This is a genomic window from Paenibacillus sp. 10L310 (assembly GCF_056395745.1).
The window spans coordinates 121,329-141,100 of record NZ_JBFTKC010000011.1 but is presented as its reverse complement, the minus strand read 5'-3'; the positions used below and the strand labels follow the sequence as shown (position 1 = coordinate 141,100).

Below are 19,772 nucleotides of genomic sequence, written 5' to 3'. Positions count from 1 at the left end.
CTGATATATAATGATCCTATGAAAGACAAACCAGTTACACACCGGGAGGTCATAAGAGATGAAAGTATGGAAAAGCGTAGCAAGTGCGGTACTGGTCAGTGTTCTGCTCGCAGGTTGCGGTTCCAATGCAGGAACGGACAATGGGCAGGAGGAATCCGCATCAGGCAGCACGGTATCACTCAAAGTATTCGTTGCACAACCTCGGCTGAAAGAACATTACGACAAATATATAGAACAGTTCAAAGCTAAGGAGAAAGCAGAGAAAAACATTGAAGTGAACGTGCAACTGGAGATGCCGCCTGCGGACAATGCACCTCAGATTCTGAAGACTCGTCTCGCCTCCAATGATGCACCGGATGTGTTCGCCCTGCATGCAGTCAATGAGATTCCACCATTCAGCAAAGCTGGTTATCTGGAAGACCTGTCGGGCCAACCTTTTGTCGATAAGCTACTGGATTCGGTTAAACCTTCCATAACGGATGCGGAGGGTAAAATCGTAGCTATTCCATTGGAAACAGTATCATGGGGCTATCTGTACAATAAAGATATTTTTGAAGAGCAAGGGCTGGAAGTGCCAACGACGTTAACAGAAATGAAAGCGGTCGTGGAGAAACTCAAAGCAGCCAACATTACACCGTTTGAACTGTCCTACAAAGAAGCCTGGATTCCGCAATTATTCCTGCCACTTACCGTGGGTGCATTAACTCAGTCTGAGCACAAAGACTTCGTGGAGAAGATGAATCAGGATCAGGGCTCCTTCTCCGATATGAAAGCATTGTTTGATATCTTCGATCTCGTCAATGCCAATGGAACGGACAAAGCGCTGGAAGTGGGCGGAGATGATGGTTCAGCAGCCTTCGCATCAGGAAGCGCCGCGATGTGGATTCAGGGACCCTGGTTTGCCGAAACCATTCTGAAGTCCAACCCGGACTTGAACTTTGGTGTAGCACCAATGCCGATCAATGACAATCCGGATGATACCAAAATCAATCTGAGCACCTCCACTTCGCTGGCAGTATCGTCATCTAGCAAAAACAAAGAAGTGGCACTCGATTTCGTGAACTACATTCTCGATGACAAGGATTCAAGTGCATTCTTCGAAGCACTCAAGTTCAATCCGATTGCCAAGATCCATGACTTCAAGAGCTTCCCGTGGGTAGACGATGCCCAGAAATATGTGAGTGAAGGTAAAGCTTATGAGGACCCATCTCTTCCTCAAGCGGTGAAAGACGAGTCAGGCAAAGCGTTGCAAGGCTACTACTCTGGGCAATTAAATCAACAGCAGGTTATCGATGCGCTCGACAAGGCGTGGAAATCCTACAACAAAGTCAACAAGTAAGGAGCTGTGAGGAATGGAGTATCCGCTTTTGTTGGCAAATCTCTACGGTTTGAGAGTTTTGTCAACAAATGAGCGGTACTTTGTTTCGTCAGAGTCTCCAAGCAGATGATACGGCAGGCAGAACGTTCTTCGTTCCCTCGTTTACAATCATCCGCTTCGAGTGAAAAGGGGGAGAACCAATGGCTACGAATGTGTTCAAGAAGTATCTGTCACTGCTCGCGTTCACTGCGCCTGCCTTTGTCATCTATGCGATTTTCCTGCTGTATCCCACGTTTAGTGGCATGTTCTATAGTCTGACGGATTGGAACGGACTCAATCAGGATTACAGCTTTATCGGTCTGGGCAACTTCGTGGAATTGTTCAAAGAAGATCCAGACTTTCTGAACTCTCTGTGGTTCACGATGAAATATGTAATATTTATGCTGATTCTGCAAAATGGAATTGCCTTGCTGCTCGCTGTGTTGATTGAGTCACGAACGCGCAGCAAAGGGCTTTTCCGGACGTTGTTCTTCATGCCTAACATGATCAGTACAATCATCAGTGCTTTCATGTGGACCTTCATCTTCTCTCAGGTGCTGCCACAGCTCGCAGAGAAACTGGCTTTTTCGTTCCTCGACCAGCAATGGTTGGGTGATCCGAAGTTTTCATTTTACTCCATTCTGATCGTATCGCTCTGGAACGGTGTAGGGTATATGATGATCATCTATCTGGCTGCTCTCCAGGGTGTGCCGAAAAGTCTCAAAGAAGCGGCTGTTATTGATGGGGCCAACGCATTCCAGGTACTGCGTAATGTAGTGTTGCCGATGATAACTCATGCCGTGACCATCTGTTTCTTCCTGACGCTGAACGGAGCATTCAAAGTGTTTGAAGTGGTATATGGACTGACTGGTGGCGGACCGGGTCGGGCCACGCAGGTGATCACGATGAACATCTATGAAGAAGCATTCTCCAACAACTTCAGATACGGCTATGCGAGTGCCAAATCGGTTGTGCTGTTCATCATCGTACTCATCTTTACACTCATCCAGATCACCGTCATGAAGAAGAAAGAGGTGGAAGCATGAGGATGCAACGACTGAACAGTTATCTGATTCGACTGCTGCTGATTCTGGGCTCTCTCGTCGCCATGCTGCCGATCTACATGGCGGTTGTGAACTCTTTCAAAACACAGGGTGAGATGTTCCAATCTTTTCTCGCGCTGCCAACAACGTTGCACTGGGAGAATTATTCGGACGCGTTTAACAAAATCAATCTGTTGGGCAGTTCCATGAACTCGGCAATTGTATCCTTTCTGGGGATCGGGGGAATCGTCTTCTGTGCCTCACTTGCGGGATACAAGTTGTCACGTACCTCCGGCCGTTTGAGTAACCTGATCTTCTTCCTGTTTGTTGCATCCATGCTGGTGCCGTTCCACTCGATCATGATTCCGCTGACACGGGTAGCCAAAGGCATGGGGGTGCAAGGAAGCACGTACGGATTGGCCCTGATCTATATCGGACTTGGCGTGAACATGGCAATCTTCCTCTATCACGGGTTTGTGAAGTCCATTCCGCGTGAATTGGAAGAATCAGCTCAGATGGACGGATGTAATGAGTTCCAGACATTCTTCCAGATTATCTTCCCACTCTTGCTGCCGATCACAGTCACCATCGCGATTCTGGACTTCCTGTGGATCTGGAATGACTTCTTGTTGCCACTGCTCATGCTGACCGATGTGAATCGTTATACGCTGATTCTGTCCACAAACATGCTGTTTGGTGAATATAATAAGGAATGGCCATTGATTCTGTCCTCCCTGGTACTGACTGCGATTCCGGTTATTCTGATCTATGCGTTCTTCCAGAAGTTCATCATGGAGGGTATTGCAGAGGGTGCGGTCAAAGGATAGAACGTTCAAAGGAATCCCGCAGCGCATCTGGTGTTTGCCCGTTCTGTTATTCGGCCAAACTTTCGAAACTTACGCAAATAGCCTTGATCTGAAGGACGTGGTCCTTCAAGGTCAAGGCTGTTTTTTTTTGATTGTGAAATCAGGAAAAAGCATTCGTCGAAGTCAGGAGCCAGAATCCATAAGCCTGTGGACAGCCTCTGCCAGGCATTGTAATCCACGCTCCATCTCATCGGGGGATGCATAAGCGTAAGACAGCCGAATATGACTCGCATCTAACCGGTCATACAGATAACCCGGGTGGATAAGTACATTTTGCTCCAGACAGGTATGGAACAATTGGCGGATAGAGAGCGGAGAGACAGTGAATTGCAGCCAGATGTAAAACCCGCCAGCGGGTATTTCCCACTCCGCAATCCCATGGAAGCGACGTTGAAGCAGCTCCAGCATGAAGTCTCTGCGTCTGCGTAGTTCAGGGCGAAGGCGTTCCATATGTCCAGCGTGATGTCCTTCGGCGAACCATAGGGCAGCAGCTTCTTGGGCGAGTGAACTGGTGCCGTAATCGGTCTGCATCTTGATATCTGCGAGACGGCGAATGACCGGCTCTGGCCCAACCAGCCATCCGAGGCGCAGTCCAGGACTGACTGCCTTTGACAGGGTGCCCATATGCAGCACCCGTCCTTCCTGGTCACGCGCCTTCAGCGATGAGGGAGGAGGAGTATCCATCCACAGATCACTGTAGGCGGCATCCTCCAGTATGGAGATGCCTAGTGTTCGAGCCGTGGTCATCAGTTCTTCCCGGCGGTGATCACTCATGACATAGCCGGTGGGATTGTGAAAGCTCGGGATCGTGTAGAGAAGCGAGATGTGGTCTTGATCTTTGACATGCTGCGCAGCATCCTCCAGACGTGCAATATGCAATCCTTCGTCATCCATAGGGATGCCACTCATTTTCAACCCTGCCGATTGAAAGGCGTGAATCGAATAGAGATACGACGGTTTTTCCAGGAGAACCGCTGATCCGCGAGGGAGCAGTCCGACCGAAATCAAATGCAGTGCCTGAAGAGAGCCCGATACGATCAGTATGGAATCTGGAGAGGCTTGAATGCCATTCGTCTGCAAATGGACGGATAAAGCCTCACGAAGCGCCAGGCTTCCTTGAGGTTCCAGGTAGTTGAGTGTACGAGAACGATGGGACAGGGAGTGCAGAATGTCGTTAAAAGCATCCTGAGGCATCAGTTCCGGGGCAAGCTCCCCTGTACCAAGACGTATGATGCCAGGCCGGAATTCAGCCTGATTAATCTGCTGGATCTCGGGCAGGTTGGGATAATACCAGCCCTCCTCGATGGCTTCGTTCCAGTTGGGCATCGCTCCGTGAGCCATGCCATGCCAACCGGAGCCGGAAATATATGTTCCACCGCCATGCCTGCCTTCAATCAGACCAGCGGCGGCCAGATTATCCAGGGCGGTGACCAATGTACTGCGGTTTACGCCCATGGACTTAGCCCATAATCGCTGTGAGGGGAGACGATATCCTGCGGACCATTCGCCCGTTGTGATTTTCTGCCGGATATAGGCTTCAATCTGGCGATATAAGGGCAAGTCGAGAGAAGGGTTCGGCTTCCACCCCATGCTTAGCCGAGAATCAGAACGTTCCATAACTGGCAGAATCACCTCCGGTTTTCTTTGTAACAAACAATATATCATTTGGTTGGGTCTGATGCCATCCAAGTGGTTGGTTACGTCAGCCATCATCTGCCCTACTATGGAATACAGAGATAAGGGGGAAGCGCGATGGAGGTTGTTATTCACGCAGTGGTTCTGGCGTTTGGCCTGATCTTGCCACTGGGTGTGCAGAATGTATTTATTTTTAACCAAGGCATGAGCCAGAGGCGTTATATACATGCCCTGCCTGCTGTAATAACGGCAGGGGTCAGTGATACGTTGTTGATCGGGGCAGCCGTTGGAGGGGTGTCGCTCATTTTGTTGCAATGGCCATTGCTAGCGAATGTGATGTATGCAGTAGGAAGCTTGTTTCTGCTATATATGGCATGGAGTATTTGGAGGTCGTCCGAATCTGTGGAAGGTTCGCAAACGGTAATGTCAGCAGGGCGACAGATTGCGTTCGCAACATCGGTATCTTTACTCAATCCCCATGCTCTGCTGGACACGGTTGCCGTGATTGGCACCAGTTCACTTCAGTATGAAGGGGTGGAGCGCATTTATTTTGCCCTAACAGCCGCGGCTGTATCGTGGATATGGTTCTTGGGACTTGCAGGCGCAGGCAGGGTGATTGGCAGAACGGATCGAACTGGACTCATCAGTCTGGTGTTTAATCGGTTGTCCGCTGTGGTCATGGTTGGTTTGGCGGTTATGATGCTGTGGAAGCTCATCTATTCCTAAAAAGGACCGTGATGTGGCTCGTCTTGTTTAAAATAAAAAAACTCCCCGTGACGTTAATCGCACGGAGAGTTCAATGTGGATGCTGAATGTGATTATCAGCATGCCTGGTGATCAAGTTATTGAGTTGGAACTGTAGTGCTCGATAACGCTTTGGTGTTGTGTCTCTTATATATGGTTGGTCATTTGAATTAGGGTCATCGTAATCGGATCTATTCTGCCTTCAGCAGCATGGATTCAATAAACACTTTCAGATCACGGCTTACACTGTTCAACTGATCAATGACCTCGCTGAACTCGGTTACCAGCACCGCTTGTTGGTTGCTAGACTGTGAGATGGATGTGATCTCCTGCTCCATCTGCTGAATGGAATGCTGAACATCTTTCAAGGAACGTTCGATATTCACCGTAGCTTCTTTGGTACCTGTAGAAAGTTTACGCACTTCAGATGCAACGACGCTGAATCCGGCGCCTGCTTCACCTGCTCGGGCCGCTTCGATGGCTGCATTCAGGCCTAGTAGATTGGTTTGTTCTGAGATTTCACGGATGAATGCGGCGACCTTGTTCACTTCACCTGAGTTCTGCACAGCCATGCGGGTATTATCCAAAATCTGCGTGGAAGATGCCGTCAATTGCTCGGATTGGGCGGCTACCGTCTGCACCATATCTGTTAATTTTCCGCTGATACCGCCGATCAATTCAGTGAAGTACTCCAGTTTTTCCTCGTTCTGAAGAGAGAAACCAATGGCAAGTGTGCCCACGATATTTCCTTGTTCATCCCGAAGTGGGGTGGCCGCCGAGTTGATTGATGTGCCATAGAATTTCGCATCAATACGGTTCGCTGAAGTTTCCCCATGTATAAGTGCCCGGCGTAGTGTAGGGTCATCGAGGGAAACGGGGTCTCCAGCCTTGATGCCCAGATCGAGTTCATTGCTCGGTACATAATACCAGAACTTCTCGGTATCGGTTACTGCAATCATGATATCGTGTTCTTTCAGCATAATTTTAAAATATGGACTTGCTGCAACGAGTGCTTTAACGATGTTCAATAAGGTTCAGCTCCTATAATGTATGTGTATCATCTAGATGTATTGTATACATCGTCAGAATGAGGTTGATCTTGAAGGCCTGATAAGGGCATAACGTATATTAATTAAATTTTCAACAAATGAAACAGGAGAATTGATGATTTTCAGAAATTTATGAAAATATAACGAAAAAGCAGACAAGAACATCATGTTCTTGTCTGCTTTGGGTATTCGCCTATTCCTTGTGACACGCTCCACTTCACGTTATGAATGCTGATTCACGTAAGGGGTCACCGCGCCAGCGTTACCTCATCCGTTGCGTGAAGAGGTCATCCTGACGGTAAAGATATATATCCATATGCAGGAATACGCGGTTGAGTTATATTGCGTACTGTTGTTATCCGCCAATCTGGGACATGCGGCGTACCGTCGGCGTGTGCGATTGCATTTTTTGTTCCAAAGCCAGAGCCATCTCATGATTCTTTGGTTTCGTACCCAGCGCTTTGAGGAAAAGTGCCGCCATGGCATTCGGATCATCCACGAAGCGGCGAACATTATACTCATCTGACCAGTAGAGGCAAGCTTTGATATGTCCATCAGCGGTCAACCGAAGTCGGTTGCAATTGTCACAGAAATGATCGCTCACGGGATGAATCAATCCAAATGTGCCTTCGGAGCCCGCAATTTTCATATTGCGTGATGGGCCATTGCCCGCAGGGCCTGTTGTATTCTCTACCGTCCAGCCTGCTTCAGCACATACATCTGTCACGGCTTCCAGCGGCAAATAAGATTTGCGCCATGAATCCGAAGCCTGTCCAATCGGCATATATTCAATAAAACGCACATGAAGAGGTTGATCAATCGTCATAGCAATAAAATCCTTGATCTCATCATCGTTGATACCCTTCATCAGCACAACATTCAGCTTGATTGGAGCAAGGCCAGCGGCAGTTGCAGCTTCAATGCCTTTCAGCACCTTGTTCACATCTCCGCCGCGGGTAATCATGGAGAAGCGATCAGCGCGCAGGGAATCCAGACTGATGTTAATCCGGTTCAACCCAGCATCTTTCAACGCCTGGGCTTGTTTGTCCAGCAGAAGAGCGTTGGTAGTCAGGGCAATATCGTCAATCCCGTCAATTGCCGAGATCATGCTGACGAGCTTATGCAGATCCTTGCGTACCAACGGTTCGCCCCCGGTGAGTCGGACTTTGCGCATGCCCATCGGGGCAAGTACCTTCAGCACCTGTGCTATTTCTTCGTAGCTCATAATCTCATCATGTGGAGCAAACTCCATACCCTCTGCGGGCATGCAATACACACAGCGTAAATTACAGCGGTCCGTAACAGAAATACGGATGTAGTCATGTATCCGGCCAAATGAATCCTGAAGCAGTTCCATGCAGACCACCCTTTCATCGGTTCAGATTGGAAATCTTCTATTATAAATGATACGACAATTTCAAAAGGAACAGTTGCATCAAATTTTAGCTATTTCTCCAATCCGCGTCAACGATGACGTCAGATGACAGCATTTTTGGCGGGGTGATTCAGATGGAATTGTCCCACGAGTTGTTGCAGAAAAACCGTAATGGCTTCCACATTATGCGAAGAATGCTGAACCTGCAACATATCACGGATCAGCTCCATCATTTCTGCTTCTACCTCGGCAGAAGTCGCCCGATTTTGATGGCTGATTGCAGCAATATTCTCCATCAGCATGACCACTTGATCCACGACTTGAGTGCGCTCAGGTTCTTCAGCAGTAGCATTTTGCAGAAGTTGCGAAGCGGCCTGAACCAGTGTTGTTCCTTCAGCCAGTACCTGATCACCCTCTGTGATCAATTGAGATGTAGCTCCTGCTGCCGTTGAGATTCGGTCCAGAATCTGATGAATATTTTCAGTTGAAGAGCGGGATAACTCGGCTAGCTTGCGGATTTCCCCTGCCACGACCGAGAACCCTTGGCCATGTTCGCCCACGCGTGCGGCTTCAATTGTAGCATTCAGAGCCAGCAGGTTGGTCTGAGCTGAAATTTCATCAATGACAGCCAGTGCACGGTAAATCTCTTTCATGGTATCCATGAAGGACAGGATGGTACGGTTAGTATCGGATACCGCTCCTGAGATTTGGGTCATTTTATCGCCGATTCGTTCCACTTCCTGCTGGGCCACGCTGATCTGTTCGGTAGCAGAGGTCTCCAGTTGTTGCAGCGTTATGCGCATGTGATCAGCAGCGATCTTGGCCTGGTCGAGATCTTCCAGTTGGGTGCGAATGGCCTGAATCATCGAACCAAGCTTGTGGTTCACACGTTCAGTCGTGCCTTGGGTTGTCTCTGTTGAGGTTCGCATCTGATACTGGTTGTCCATAACGTCTACCGTGGCAAGTTGTACCTTCAGCATAATGCCTTCGAGAGAATCAATCATGTTGTTGATCCACTTCGCCAGTTCACCTGATTCATCTTGGGCAAAAGCAGACGTGTTCAGGCGCTGGGTCAGATCACCTCTGCCTTCGGCGTTAATTCGAATAAATCGGCTGATGCGACGCAAGTCTTCATGAACTCGTTGATATTGGCTACGATGCAGCTGTAGTGCAGTGAAGAATCCAAATAACACGTTAAAAGCGGCCATTGCTGCCGCGCTCCAACCACTACCAGTGAAGGTATAGACAAGAGCTGCTCCTGCAACGCCTGACAAAAGCGTGAAGAGACTGTGTTGCTTGAACTGGCGCCAGCCGATGCTTCGTATCCGATACACTTCCTCCAGATCCCCTTCACACATCATGCCCCAGCGATCAGGACAGTGTGGCAGCTGGAAGGTGATGCCTTTGCCGATCACAGAAATATGGCGGTAATCCGAGTAGCCGGGAAAGGCTACGAACAGATTGGAACCATTCTGAATGGTGTTTGCTACTCCGGGGTGTAGTTCTCCGGTCGATGGATCAGTGAACATGAGTTCCAGCTCGGTATGCTCCTTAACGGAAACGATACCCCATTCGGTGGTGACACCATCTTTGAGATTTTCCCCATGTGTAAAGGTACGGTCTTCGAATCGACTTCGGGATAAGGCGGTGCCGGGTTGCAGATGGGGCCGTAATATCGACTCAGCCATAAAGAGGTAATTGTCACCGGAATCGGGATAGATATGACCTGATTCTCGTTGGATCAGGTCACCGAGTACATCCCCGGGAACACGGCTGCATAATGAACCGACATATCGACCTTCCTGCAGGATTGGGGAGATAAACAGCAAGGTGACATCATCGTGAAAAGCGGACGAACGGGGACCAATATCCAACGTCAGTGGATCAGAATATGGACCATACAAGCATTTTTTGCCATGACGATCTGCTCTGGAGTATTTCAATCCTGGTCCAATTAAAGCTTCGTAATCTTCATAGATCTGTCCAATATGTTTCTTATATGTAGAGAATACCACCTGATTCTGTTCGTTCAGCATAAATAGCTCCGTACTGTCTACGGCTCGAATATAACTGGATTGAAACCATGTATCTAGTTTACTTCGTTGCTGTGAACCTTGTAATACATCTTGTAATCGGACCGACTGTATCTGTTGAAGCAAACGATCCAGGTGATTCCATTGTTCATCTGCCCAGTCCATCATAAGCTGTCGTCTCGTTTCGGCAATCCCCTCAAAAATCTGTTCCACATCTTCCTTTATATGTGCGTTCAACCGATAGGATCGCCACAGCGGCAATCCTTTTCTCCATCCCAGCCAATCAAACATCATGACCACCCCGATTTCTGGATTCTATATTCAATCTTTATACAAGAAAACGAACAAGAATACGAGGGGATATGTCATATTTTCCGAATATTTAATCAATAAATACAAATGATTGTGCGCTTGTTGTTAGGTGAAATGAATGTTAGCTATCTACGAAGAAAACTCACATGTATGTATCTGAGAATCCGTCTCATTTTACATTGTGTAACATGAACAGGTCCATACTCAAAACACACTGTATAATGTAATCCCCGCCCAAAGCGATATAGTATTATCTAACAAGCAAAACCTGTTACGTTTGTGTATATAAACCTCCCATTCAGCCTTGGTGTGTAATGAAAACAACTTCCCACAAAGGAGAATGCCCATGTCCTCCATATCCTCAGCCACAGTCCCCGAAGCCTGCCATATTGATGTAGATCATGTGTCCGTTGTTTTTGGTACAGGTACACAACAAGTGACTGCCTTGTCGGATGTTACATTCCAGATCCAGTCTAATGAGTTTGTCTCTCTGCTGGGCCCTTCCGGCTGTGGCAAGTCGACCTTGCTCCGGCTGGTGGGTGATCTACTTCAACCTACCTCAGGCACCGTTCGCATCGCAGGTCAGGAGCCTGAGCGGGCTCGACTACAGCGACAGTTCGGCATTGTCTTTCAGACACCCGCCTTGTTCGATTGGCGCACCGTTCGACACAATGTGGAATTGCCCTTGGAACTGCTGGGTACCCGCCGTAAGGAGTGCCGCCGCATTAGCAGTGAACTGCTTGAAATGGTAGGGTTAACCCGCTTCGCAGACCATTATCCATGGCAGCTCAGTGGCGGAATGCAGCAACGTGTATCCATTGCACGTGCGCTTGCACTTGATCCACCATTGCTGCTCATGGATGAACCCTTCTCTGCCTTGGACGAATTCACGAAAGAAAAACTTCAATTGGAGCTGCTTGAGATCAAGCGCTCAACAGGCAAGACCTTCCTCTTTGTCACACACAGCATCCCCGAAGCCGTATTTCTGTCCGACCGGATCATCGTGCTCTCGGCACATCCGGGGCAAGTACATTCCATTCATTCCGTCAATCTGCCTTCCGAACGTCATAGTGAACTGAGAGAAACGGAAGCCTTCTACCACATGATCACAACCATTCGCAACTGCTTCTACGAGGAGCGTGATGAATCTCATGTCCCTGCGGTTCTTTAAACCGGGATATCGATCCTGGGTTGTCATCTGGATTATGACCATATTGGTGCTATGGGAAGGAATCGCCTGGATACTCCAACTGTTCTTGTCACCCCAGCAGGCGGCGTCTCGCCTTCCTTATCTGCACGAAGTCCTTGCAGCCTTGTTTCGTTACTCGAGTACGCTCGCAGAGCAGGGGGCTGTCACGTTTGGCAATGCAGCCATTGGTTTTGGAGGGGGAACGTTGCTTGGTCTGGGTCTGGCTCTACTCATGAGCGGGGCTGTCTGGCTAGAGCGCACGTTATCTCCATATGTTGTCTCCTCACAGATGGTTCCGGTTATTGGTCTCGCACCAATTGTGTACGGGATCATCCACAATGCGGAGTGGGCCCGAATTGTTATGGCCGCGTATGTCACTTTCTTCCCGATCATCATCCATACATTAAAAGGATTGAAAAGTGCAGCACCAGAGCACCTGGAACTGATGCGTTCCTGTGGAGCTTCACTGACTGCACGATATATCAAATGCCTGCTGCCCTCAGCACTGCCGGGACTATTTTCCGGTATGAAAATAGCTGCTCCGCTCGCGGTGACTTCCTCCATCGTTGTGGAATTGATGGGCGCTCCCGATGGACTCGGCGTCCTGATGGTCAGTTCGTTATATTACGGTCATGCCCAAGTTGGCATGTTCTGGGCCACCATCATGCTTAGCATTGGCATTGGCCTGATCTCGTATCTGGCCATCAGTCTGGCTGAACGTTGGCTAACCCCTTGGCAGCCTGAATTCAGGGCCAAAGGAGGCGATGCCACATGAGTGAAGGTAGAGTTTTGCAACGGAAGCGTGATGAAGGTGTGGCTATTGCTGCTGTAACTGGCGCGGCTACGCCCCTCACGGGTTCACAGATAACATCTGCTCCAGGATCAGAAATTCACGGACAACAGGGACAAGCCGAAAAGGCCAGATTGGGTACCAGCGTTCGCAGGCGCTCAATTGTACTGAGCATGCTTCCTTGGGGTGCGGGTGTGTTGTTTCTCACCCTCTGGCAGCTCAGGTTGTTTCATTGGATATTCTCGCTGGAAAGCTACCAACTGCCTGTGCCTTCCGCGATTGCGGCATCCATTCAGGAAAATGCCAATATGCTCTTTCGATACGCGATGTATAGCGGAACCGAAATGCTGGGAGGTTTTTTGCTCGGTTCATTGTTGGGTGCTCTGGCAGCGGCAGGTGCATCGTTCTTTCCAACAAGCGGCAGGGCGGCGGTTACGGTTTTGTCGGCACTGAACGCAGTTCCGATTGTGGCCCTTGCCCCGATTATGAACAATTGGTTCGGAGACGGGATCTGGTCGCGTATTGCTGTCGTCACGGTGATTACGATGGCAGCGATGGCTGTTAGCCTGTTCAAAGGGCTGACTTCCATTCAGCCGCAGTACAGTGATCTGCTGAGTGGCCTTGCCGCGAGCAGGATGCAGTTTTTTTGGAAGCTGAGACTGCCTCATGCGCTGCCTTCCCTCTTCGCCGGTCTGAAGATCAACATGTCGACCAGTATTATCGGGGCCATTGTGGGTGAATTTTTCATCGCCTCCCAGGGGCTGGGGTACTTGCTCTCGGATCAGATTCGACTGGCAAACATGCCCTTGGCCTGGTCCTGCATTGTCATCGCCGCCGCGCTCGGCATTGTGTTGTATGAAGCGGTTGTCCTGGCAGAAAAACGACTCATTCCGTGGAATCGTGCACGCACAGATCACTAACATACATCAGGGTATCAACCATCCATAGATCGTAATACCTGATAGAGGTTGTTCAAAAAGTCCACGGTACTGAAAAGTAGACTTTTTGAACACGGACTGATGCTTGATAAATCGTATATAAACAGGGGGTTGTTCTGTACATGTACAAAACGTTGAAGCCGGGTTTGCTGGTATTGGTCCTGTTGGTTGTTACGATGCTGGGTGCATGTTCTACGAAGTCCGAGCCGGCTATTGAGCCTGTCGTTGCAAGTTCAGGAGGGTCAGGAGAGGCGGATCAACCGTTAACCAAAGTGAAAATTCAGCTGAAATGGGTGCCGCAGGCACAATTTGCCGGGATCTATGCAGCGAAGGAAAAAGGTTTTTTTGCAGATGAAGGCATTGATGCCGAGATTATTCCGGGTGGTCCGGATATCGTGATAGAGCAGCAGGTGGTCAATGGTGCGGCCGATGTGGGCATTACGGGTGTAGACAGTTTGCTGGTCAGCCGGGATAACGGTCTGCCACTCGTCTCACTCGCCCAGATCTCACAGAAGAGTAGCTATCGCTTGATTGCCAAGAAGTCCCTAGGTATTACTGATCCGGCTCAGATGAAAGGCAAGAAGGTCAGTACCTGGTTTGGCAGTCAGCAGTTTCAGGTGCTCGCGTTCATGGAGAAGAATGGTCTGGATCCGAAGAAGGATATTGAACTGGTGAAGCAGGGGTTCACGATGGATCAGTTTTTCAACGATCAGGTAGATGTGGCGACGGCAACGATCTATAACGAATTTCACGTGGTGCTGGAAAGTGGGATGAAAGAATCCGATCTGGATGTATTCAATATTGAAGATGCCGGTGTTGGGATGCTGGAGGATACGCTGATTGCCAAAAAGGATTGGGTAGACAGCAACCGTGAGCTTGCGGTCAAAGTGACCCGTGCCATTTTGAAAGGCTGGAACTACGCCATTGATCAACAGGATGAAACGGTGGATATCGTGATGAGTAATGTGACGGATGGTAGTACCACTCGTGAGCATCAGGTAACAATGCTGGAAGAGATTGCAAAGCTAATTCGCCCGGAAGGGTTTACGGAGCAGCAAGTCGGCAGCTTTGTAGATGAGTCGTTTACCCGAACTGCGGATATTGCACTGAACTATGGTTTGATCAAAAAAGCCGCCAACCTGGATGAAGCGCTGGAGAAGAGTATCTATGAAGAAGCTGTGAAATAAGCGCGTGGAGGAGGATGACGAATGAGTTCTGTAGATCAGCAGCCCCAGCCGCTTGGCGGTACGAAGGAAGAATGGCTGGAGAAGGATCGCAAATACGTATGGCATCACATCTCGCCTCATAACGATCATCCAATGATTGCAGTAAGCGGGGAGGGCAGTTGGATCACCGATCAGGATGGTACGCGTTATTTGGATGCGATGTCTGGACTGTGGTGTGTGAATGTGGGGCATGGCCGTGAGGAGATTGCGAGAAGTGCCTATGAACAGATGAAAGCAATTGCTTATGTACCGATGACACAGAGTCACGAACCAGCGATTTTGCTGGCGGAGAAGCTGAATGAATGGCTGGAGGGGGAGTATCGAATATTCTTCTCCAACTCAGGTTCAGATGCAAATGAGGTGGCTTTCAAAATAGCCCGTCAGTATCACCATCAGAATGGTGAGCCTACACGGCATAAATTCATCTCCCGTCACCGTGCGTATCACGGCAACTCCATGGGCGCACTGGGCGCCACCGGGCAAGCCGCTCGCAAGATCAAATACGAGCCACTCGGCGTAGGTTTCTCTCATGTTCCACCACCGTATTGTTACCGCTGTCCGTTTGGACGAAACAAGGATGGATGCGGACTCGAATGTGCAACCATCTATGAAGAGGTGATTCGTTGGGAAGGTCCTGAGACGGTTGCCGCAGTAATTATGGAGCCAGTGATTACAGGAGGCGGCATGATTGTGCCCCCGCCGGATTATATGCGTACCGTGCAAGAGATCTGTCAGCGCTATGGCGTGCTGCTCATTGTGGATGAGGTAATCTGCGGTTTTGGTCGCTCTGGGCAGAAGTTTGGTCATCAGAACTATGGTGTACAGCCAGATATTGTGACGATGGCAAAAGGCATGACCAGTGCCTATTCGCCGCTATCGGCAACGGCCGTGCGAGCCGATCTGTATGACACGTTCCGCGAACCCGGACCGGATGCCCATTTTCGCCATGTGAATACATTTGGCGGAAATCCGGTGTCCTGCCGGGTGGCACTGGCAAATCTGGAGATTCTGGAACGAGAGAATCTGGTCAGCCGGGCGGAAGAACTGGGATACCTGCTTCGTGAGAAGCTGGAGCCACTACTGGAGCTGTCCATTGTGGGGGATATCCGTTCATTCGGATTCGCCTGTGGCATTGAATTGATTGAAGCAGACGGATCTCCTGCGGAGGCGGATAAAGTAATGAAGGTACTCGCCAGTTGTAAAAGGGATGGCATCCTGATTGGCAAGAACGGCGATACCGTGCCGGGGTTTGCAAACATTTTGACGATCTCTCCGCCGTTTGTCACCACCGAGGATGAGCTGGATCTGATCGCTGGAAGTTTGCTCGTTGCGCTACGTAGTCTGGACGCAGGTTAGTTGCCATACACAGGTACGACAGACGTTTACGGTTTAGCAAGCAAAATGAAAATTTTCATATCATTACGCGATAAATAAGCGCAAGGAGGCGAGGGAGGATGCAGACGACAACAGGCAAAGTCATTAATCAGCTTCGGCTGAATGAGCGCATTGAGCAGTTGTCACAGATTGGCCGAATCGCGGAGACGGGTGTTTGCCGACTTGCCCTGACCCCGGAAGATATGGATGGCATCATACAAGTTCGTCTCTGGATGGAAAATGCCGGTTTGACGACACGACTTGATGCCTTCGGTAATCTGATAGGTCGTCTGGAAGGTGCGGATCAGGCACTGCCGATCCTCATGATTGGTTCCCACATCGACTCTCAGCCTTATGGCGGTCGATATGATGGAGCGATTGGTGTGCTAGGCGCGCTCGAAGCCGTGCAATGCCTGATCGAAAATGGTATTCAGCCCCTGATGCCAATTGAGATAATTGCCTTTTGCGATGAAGAGGGTTCCCGTTTTAACAAAGGCCTGTTCGGCTCACGTGGTATAACCGGTCAGTTGGAAGAAGGCGAACTGGAGCGGCAGGATAAAAACGGAGTGACCCGTCGGGAGGCGCTGGAAGCCTTCGGCTGTTCTCCTTCGGATTTTGATGAGGCGATCTATCCGCCAGGTTCCATAGGGAGTTATCTGGAGCTACACATTGAGCAGGGGCCGGTGCTGGAAGCGATGAATGCTCCAGTAGGTCTGGTGACGGGCATCTCGGGTCCGTTGTGGCTTACGGTGACGATGAAAGGCATGGCGGGTCATGCCGGCTCCGTTCCGATGGGGATGCGGCATGATGCTCTGGTAGGCAGCGCCAAAGTCATTGCGGCTTTTGACGATATGGTGAGAGAAGACCCGGAAGCCCCAACCGTAGGTACGGTGGGAAGTTTGAGGGTGTTTCCAGACTCACGGAACATCATTCCAGAGGAAGTCAGCTTCACGGTTGATTTACGAGACATGGAGATGGAGCGCAGGAACCGGCTTGAAGCCCGATTGATGAACATTTTGGATGACGTGAGTTTCCGATATGGTCTAACCTACTCGCTGACAGAGGATACGAATAGTGAGCCGCGGTATTGTGCAGAGCCAATCAAGTCGGTGATTCGTTCATCCGCGGAAGAGATCGGGGTTACTTTGCCAGAACTGATGAGTGGTCCGTTCCATGATGCGTTGGCCCTTTCGCTTGTGTGTGATTATGGCATGATTTTTGTCCGCAGCAAGGACGGCATCAGTCATCATCCCAGCGAATATTCCTCCCCGGAGGATATTGGACTCGGCACGGAAGTGTTATATCGCACCATTCGGAGGATGTGTAGTGGAGTGAACCAACCAATCATTTTACCCGAGGAGGCGTTGTGACGTTATGAGCAAAATCAGCATCGGATTAATCCAGGCTTCTCATGAAATTGAAGGTTCGGCTCCCGTTGAGGTACACAAAGAAGCTGCGGTTCAGAAACACATTACGCTGGTCCGTGAAGCTGCTGCAAGAGGCGCCAAGATCATCGGGTTGCAGGAAGTATTCTATGGGCCGTACTTTTGCACAGAGCAGAATCCCAAATGGTATGCATCCGCTGAACCGGTGCCGGAAGGACCGACGACCAGACGTTTTCAGGAGCTGGCAAAGGAGCTTGCGGTGGTGATTATTTTACCTGTATACGAGGTGGAGGGTATTGCTTCGTATTACAATACGGCAGCCGTTATAGATGCGGATGGTTCGTATCTGGGCAAATACCGCAAACATCATATCCCGCATGTGGAAGCAGGTGAGGGCACGAATGGGTTCTGGGAAAAGTATTATTTCAAACCAGGTAACCTTGGGTTTCCGGTATTTGATACGGCCTACGCCAGAGTCGGCGTGTACATCTGTTATGATCGTCATTTTCCGGAAGGCGCACGATTGCTCGGGTTGGCGGGGGCAGAGATTGTTTTCAATCCGTCCGCTACGGTTGCGGGTACATCGGAATATCTGTGGAAACTGGAACAGCCTGCTCACGCGGTAGCTAACGGCTATTATGTAGCGGCCATCAACCGGGTTGGCGTGGAAGCGCCGTGGAATATGGGTGAATTTTATGGACAGTCGTACTTGGTGGACCCGCGAGGCAGAATGGTAGCGATAGGCAGCCGGGATCAGGATGAGGTCGTCATTGGCGAGATGGATACGGAGATGATTCGTGAGGTGCGTAATGTGTGGCAGTTCTACCGCGATCGCAGGCCGGAAACGTACGAACATCTGGTTAGTCTGTAAAAGTAGCTGGAAGCTGTGCGGATCAAACTTCAGGAGGTGCATGACATTGATGAACAGCTCAGGAACAACGTTATCCGATTATGGGTGGGAGAGTCGTTTTGCCGAGATGAAACCCGCCATGACAGGCAAGGAAGCGATGGAGGAATCAAACCGCTGTCTGTACTGTTACGATGCACCTTGTATCAAAGCCTGTCCAACCGACATTAATATCCCTTCTTTTATTAGCAAAATATCCACAGGGCACCTGAAAGGATCGGCCCGCACCATCATGGATGCAAATCCGGTTGGAGCCAGCTGCGCACGTGTCTGTCCCACAGAGGAATTGTGTGAAGGTGCATGTGTTCTGAACGAATCGTCGAAGCCGATTCGCATTGGTGACTTGCAGCGTTACGCCACCGACTGGGCGCGGGCGAAGAATGAGCCGTTATTCCAGGCAGCACCTGCCAATGGGAGAACCGTTGCTGTTGTGGGAGCGGGGCCAGCAGGACTGTCGGCAACACGTGAACTGGGGCGTGCAGGATATGAGGTGACGATCTATGAAGCCAAACCCAAAGGCGGGGGGCTGAACACGTACGGCATCGTATCCTTCCGTTTGCCCGAATCGGTTGCGCTATGGGAAGTGGAGCAGGTGGAGGCACTTGGTGTACAGATCCGCTATGGGGTGCGTATTGGTGTGGATATCCCTGCTTCGCAGTTGCTGGAGCAGCATGAAGCGGTCATTCTGGCCTGTGGCATGGGTTCAGTACCTATGCTGGGCATTGAAGGGGAGACATTGGAAGGTGTCTATGATGCGATTGAACTGGTGGAGTCTACCAAGCAAGGTGTTCCGCCCGCATTGAATGGTCTGAAGGTTGCCGTTATTGGCGCGGGCAATACGGCGGTAGATGCAGCGACCTGTTCGGTACGTCTTGGTGCCGAGCGGGTGCAGATGTTATATCGGCGCGGGGAAAGCCAGATGACGGCGTATGCGTTTGAATATACGTTTGCCAAGCAGGAGGGTGTGGAGTTCCGCTGGTTTACGATGCCGCAGCGTATCATTGGAGACGAGAACGGTCGGGTTCAGGCTGTGGAATGCGTGAAAATGGAGCTAATTACCCCGTCTGGTGGTGGGCGCGCGTTGCCTGCGCCTGTCGAGGGATCGGAGTTCATGATTGAATGTGATACGGTCATCCGGGCGATTGGGCAGCATCGGTTATTACCATTAATCGAAGCATTTGGGCTGCGTCACCAATGGGGCGTCGTTGAGATCGAACCGCATACGTACCGTACCTCGCATCCTCAGATCTATGCGGCAGGAGATGTCATTTTTGGTCAGGGCCAGGGTGAGGCGATGGTTGTCTCGGCTGCACAGCAGGGTAAGCTGGCTGCCGCCGCAGTCATGAAGGCGTTGCCTGGACAGGTGGAAGAGACGGCGTGAGTTGTGAGGGAGACAAGGGAAAGTGGAGAGTACACGGAAACCGTGCAATGAAAGGGTGTAAGGAGAGAGTACAAGGAGAGGCGAGGGTGGGAGGGCGCAAGGGACTGCTAGAGTGATATAGGTGTAGATCAGATCTGAGCAAGAAGTGTGGGTACATCAAATTCTCGT

At 50.1% G+C, this 19,772-nt stretch carries 16 protein-coding genes; 12 read left to right on the top strand and 4 right to left on the bottom strand.

Annotated elements, in window-relative coordinates; all coding sequences use genetic code 11:
- Positions 1-58 precede the first annotated feature (58 nt).
- The 3 genes from AC1DE7_RS21695 (at position 59) to AC1DE7_RS21685 (ending at position 3,227) form a co-directional block, all read left to right on the top strand.
- A complete protein-coding gene (locus AC1DE7_RS21695; RefSeq protein WP_047840742.1) occupies positions 59-1,339 on the top strand; it encodes an ABC transporter substrate-binding protein in 1,281 nt (426 codons plus the stop codon).
- Positions 1,340-1,518: 179 nt separating this feature from the next.
- On the top strand, positions 1,519-2,403 hold the full coding sequence (locus AC1DE7_RS21690) for a carbohydrate ABC transporter permease (protein ID WP_047840741.1): 885 nt from the start codon (positions 1,519-1,521) through the stop codon (positions 2,401-2,403).
- The gene (locus AC1DE7_RS21685; RefSeq protein ID WP_047840740.1) at positions 2,400-3,227 is read left to right on the top strand and encodes a carbohydrate ABC transporter permease; all 828 of its coding nucleotides are present in this window, start codon (positions 2,400-2,402) and stop codon (positions 3,225-3,227) included. The genes AC1DE7_RS21690 and AC1DE7_RS21685 overlap by 4 nt, the downstream gene beginning before the upstream one ends.
- A gap of 162 nt (positions 3,228-3,389) precedes the next feature.
- Here the strand turns inward: AC1DE7_RS21685 and AC1DE7_RS21680 are convergent, their stop codons facing one another.
- Positions 3,390-4,883 carry an aminotransferase-like domain-containing protein gene (locus AC1DE7_RS21680; RefSeq protein ID WP_477535136.1) on the bottom strand — a complete coding sequence of 498 codons (1,494 nt, stop codon included), beginning with the start codon at positions 4,881-4,883 and terminating at the stop codon, positions 3,390-3,392.
- Positions 4,884-5,018: 135 nt separating this feature from the next.
- Between AC1DE7_RS21680 and AC1DE7_RS21675 the strand changes: the two genes are divergently transcribed.
- A complete protein-coding gene (locus AC1DE7_RS21675) occupies positions 5,019-5,627 on the top strand; it encodes a LysE/ArgO family amino acid transporter (RefSeq protein WP_340984070.1) in 609 nt (202 codons plus the stop codon).
- A 209-nt stretch (positions 5,628-5,836) separates the two neighbouring features.
- On the opposite strand, the gene AC1DE7_RS21670 is transcribed toward AC1DE7_RS21675, so the two are convergent.
- From AC1DE7_RS21670 to AC1DE7_RS21660, 3 genes are all read right to left on the bottom strand, one after another.
- Entirely contained in the window at positions 5,837-6,673 is an 837-nt protein-coding gene (locus AC1DE7_RS21670) for a methyl-accepting chemotaxis protein (protein ID WP_477535135.1), read from the bottom strand.
- Between the two features lie 376 nt (positions 6,674-7,049).
- Complete coding sequence (moaA, locus tag AC1DE7_RS21665) at positions 7,050-8,051, bottom strand: GTP 3',8-cyclase MoaA (RefSeq protein WP_100528370.1); 1,002 nt, start codon at positions 8,049-8,051, stop codon at positions 7,050-7,052.
- Between the two features lie 119 nt (positions 8,052-8,170).
- On the bottom strand, positions 8,171-10,393 hold the full coding sequence (locus AC1DE7_RS21660; protein ID WP_477535134.1) for a methyl-accepting chemotaxis protein: 2,223 nt from the start codon (positions 10,391-10,393) through the stop codon (positions 8,171-8,173).
- A 367-nt stretch (positions 10,394-10,760) separates the two neighbouring features.
- On the opposite strand from AC1DE7_RS21660, the gene AC1DE7_RS21655 reads away from it, so the two are divergent.
- From AC1DE7_RS21655 to AC1DE7_RS21620, 8 genes are all read left to right on the top strand, one after another.
- Positions 10,761-11,585, top strand: coding sequence for an ABC transporter ATP-binding protein (locus AC1DE7_RS21655; RefSeq protein ID WP_340984072.1), 825 nt, complete (start codon positions 10,761-10,763; stop codon positions 11,583-11,585).
- Positions 11,566-12,378: an ABC transporter permease gene (locus AC1DE7_RS21650; RefSeq protein WP_100528373.1), complete on the top strand. Its 813-nt coding sequence runs from the start codon at positions 11,566-11,568 to the stop codon at positions 12,376-12,378. The genes AC1DE7_RS21655 and AC1DE7_RS21650 overlap by 20 nt, the downstream gene beginning before the upstream one ends.
- Complete coding sequence (locus tag AC1DE7_RS21645; RefSeq protein WP_340984073.1) at positions 12,375-13,313, top strand: ABC transporter permease; 939 nt, start codon at positions 12,375-12,377, stop codon at positions 13,311-13,313. The genes AC1DE7_RS21650 and AC1DE7_RS21645 overlap by 4 nt, the downstream gene beginning before the upstream one ends.
- Before the next feature lie 140 nt (positions 13,314-13,453).
- Entirely contained in the window at positions 13,454-14,518 is a 1,065-nt protein-coding gene (locus AC1DE7_RS21640; RefSeq protein ID WP_445744907.1) for an ABC transporter substrate-binding protein, read from the top strand.
- 21 nt (positions 14,519-14,539) lie between these two features.
- A complete protein-coding gene (locus AC1DE7_RS21635) occupies positions 14,540-15,913 on the top strand; it encodes an aminotransferase (protein WP_477535133.1) in 1,374 nt (457 codons plus the stop codon).
- 98 nt (positions 15,914-16,011) lie between these two features.
- Positions 16,012-17,301, top strand: coding sequence for a M20 family metallo-hydrolase (locus AC1DE7_RS21630; protein ID WP_477535132.1), 1,290 nt, complete (start codon positions 16,012-16,014; stop codon positions 17,299-17,301).
- A 4-nt stretch (positions 17,302-17,305) separates the two neighbouring features.
- Positions 17,306-18,187 (top strand): nitrilase-related carbon-nitrogen hydrolase, encoded by an 882-nt coding sequence (locus AC1DE7_RS21625; RefSeq protein ID WP_477535131.1) that lies wholly within the window; start codon positions 17,306-17,308, stop codon positions 18,185-18,187.
- A 49-nt stretch (positions 18,188-18,236) separates the two neighbouring features.
- A complete protein-coding gene (locus tag AC1DE7_RS21620) occupies positions 18,237-19,604 on the top strand; it encodes an NAD(P)-dependent oxidoreductase (RefSeq protein WP_477535153.1) in 1,368 nt (455 codons plus the stop codon).
- Positions 19,605-19,772 lie beyond the last annotated feature (168 nt).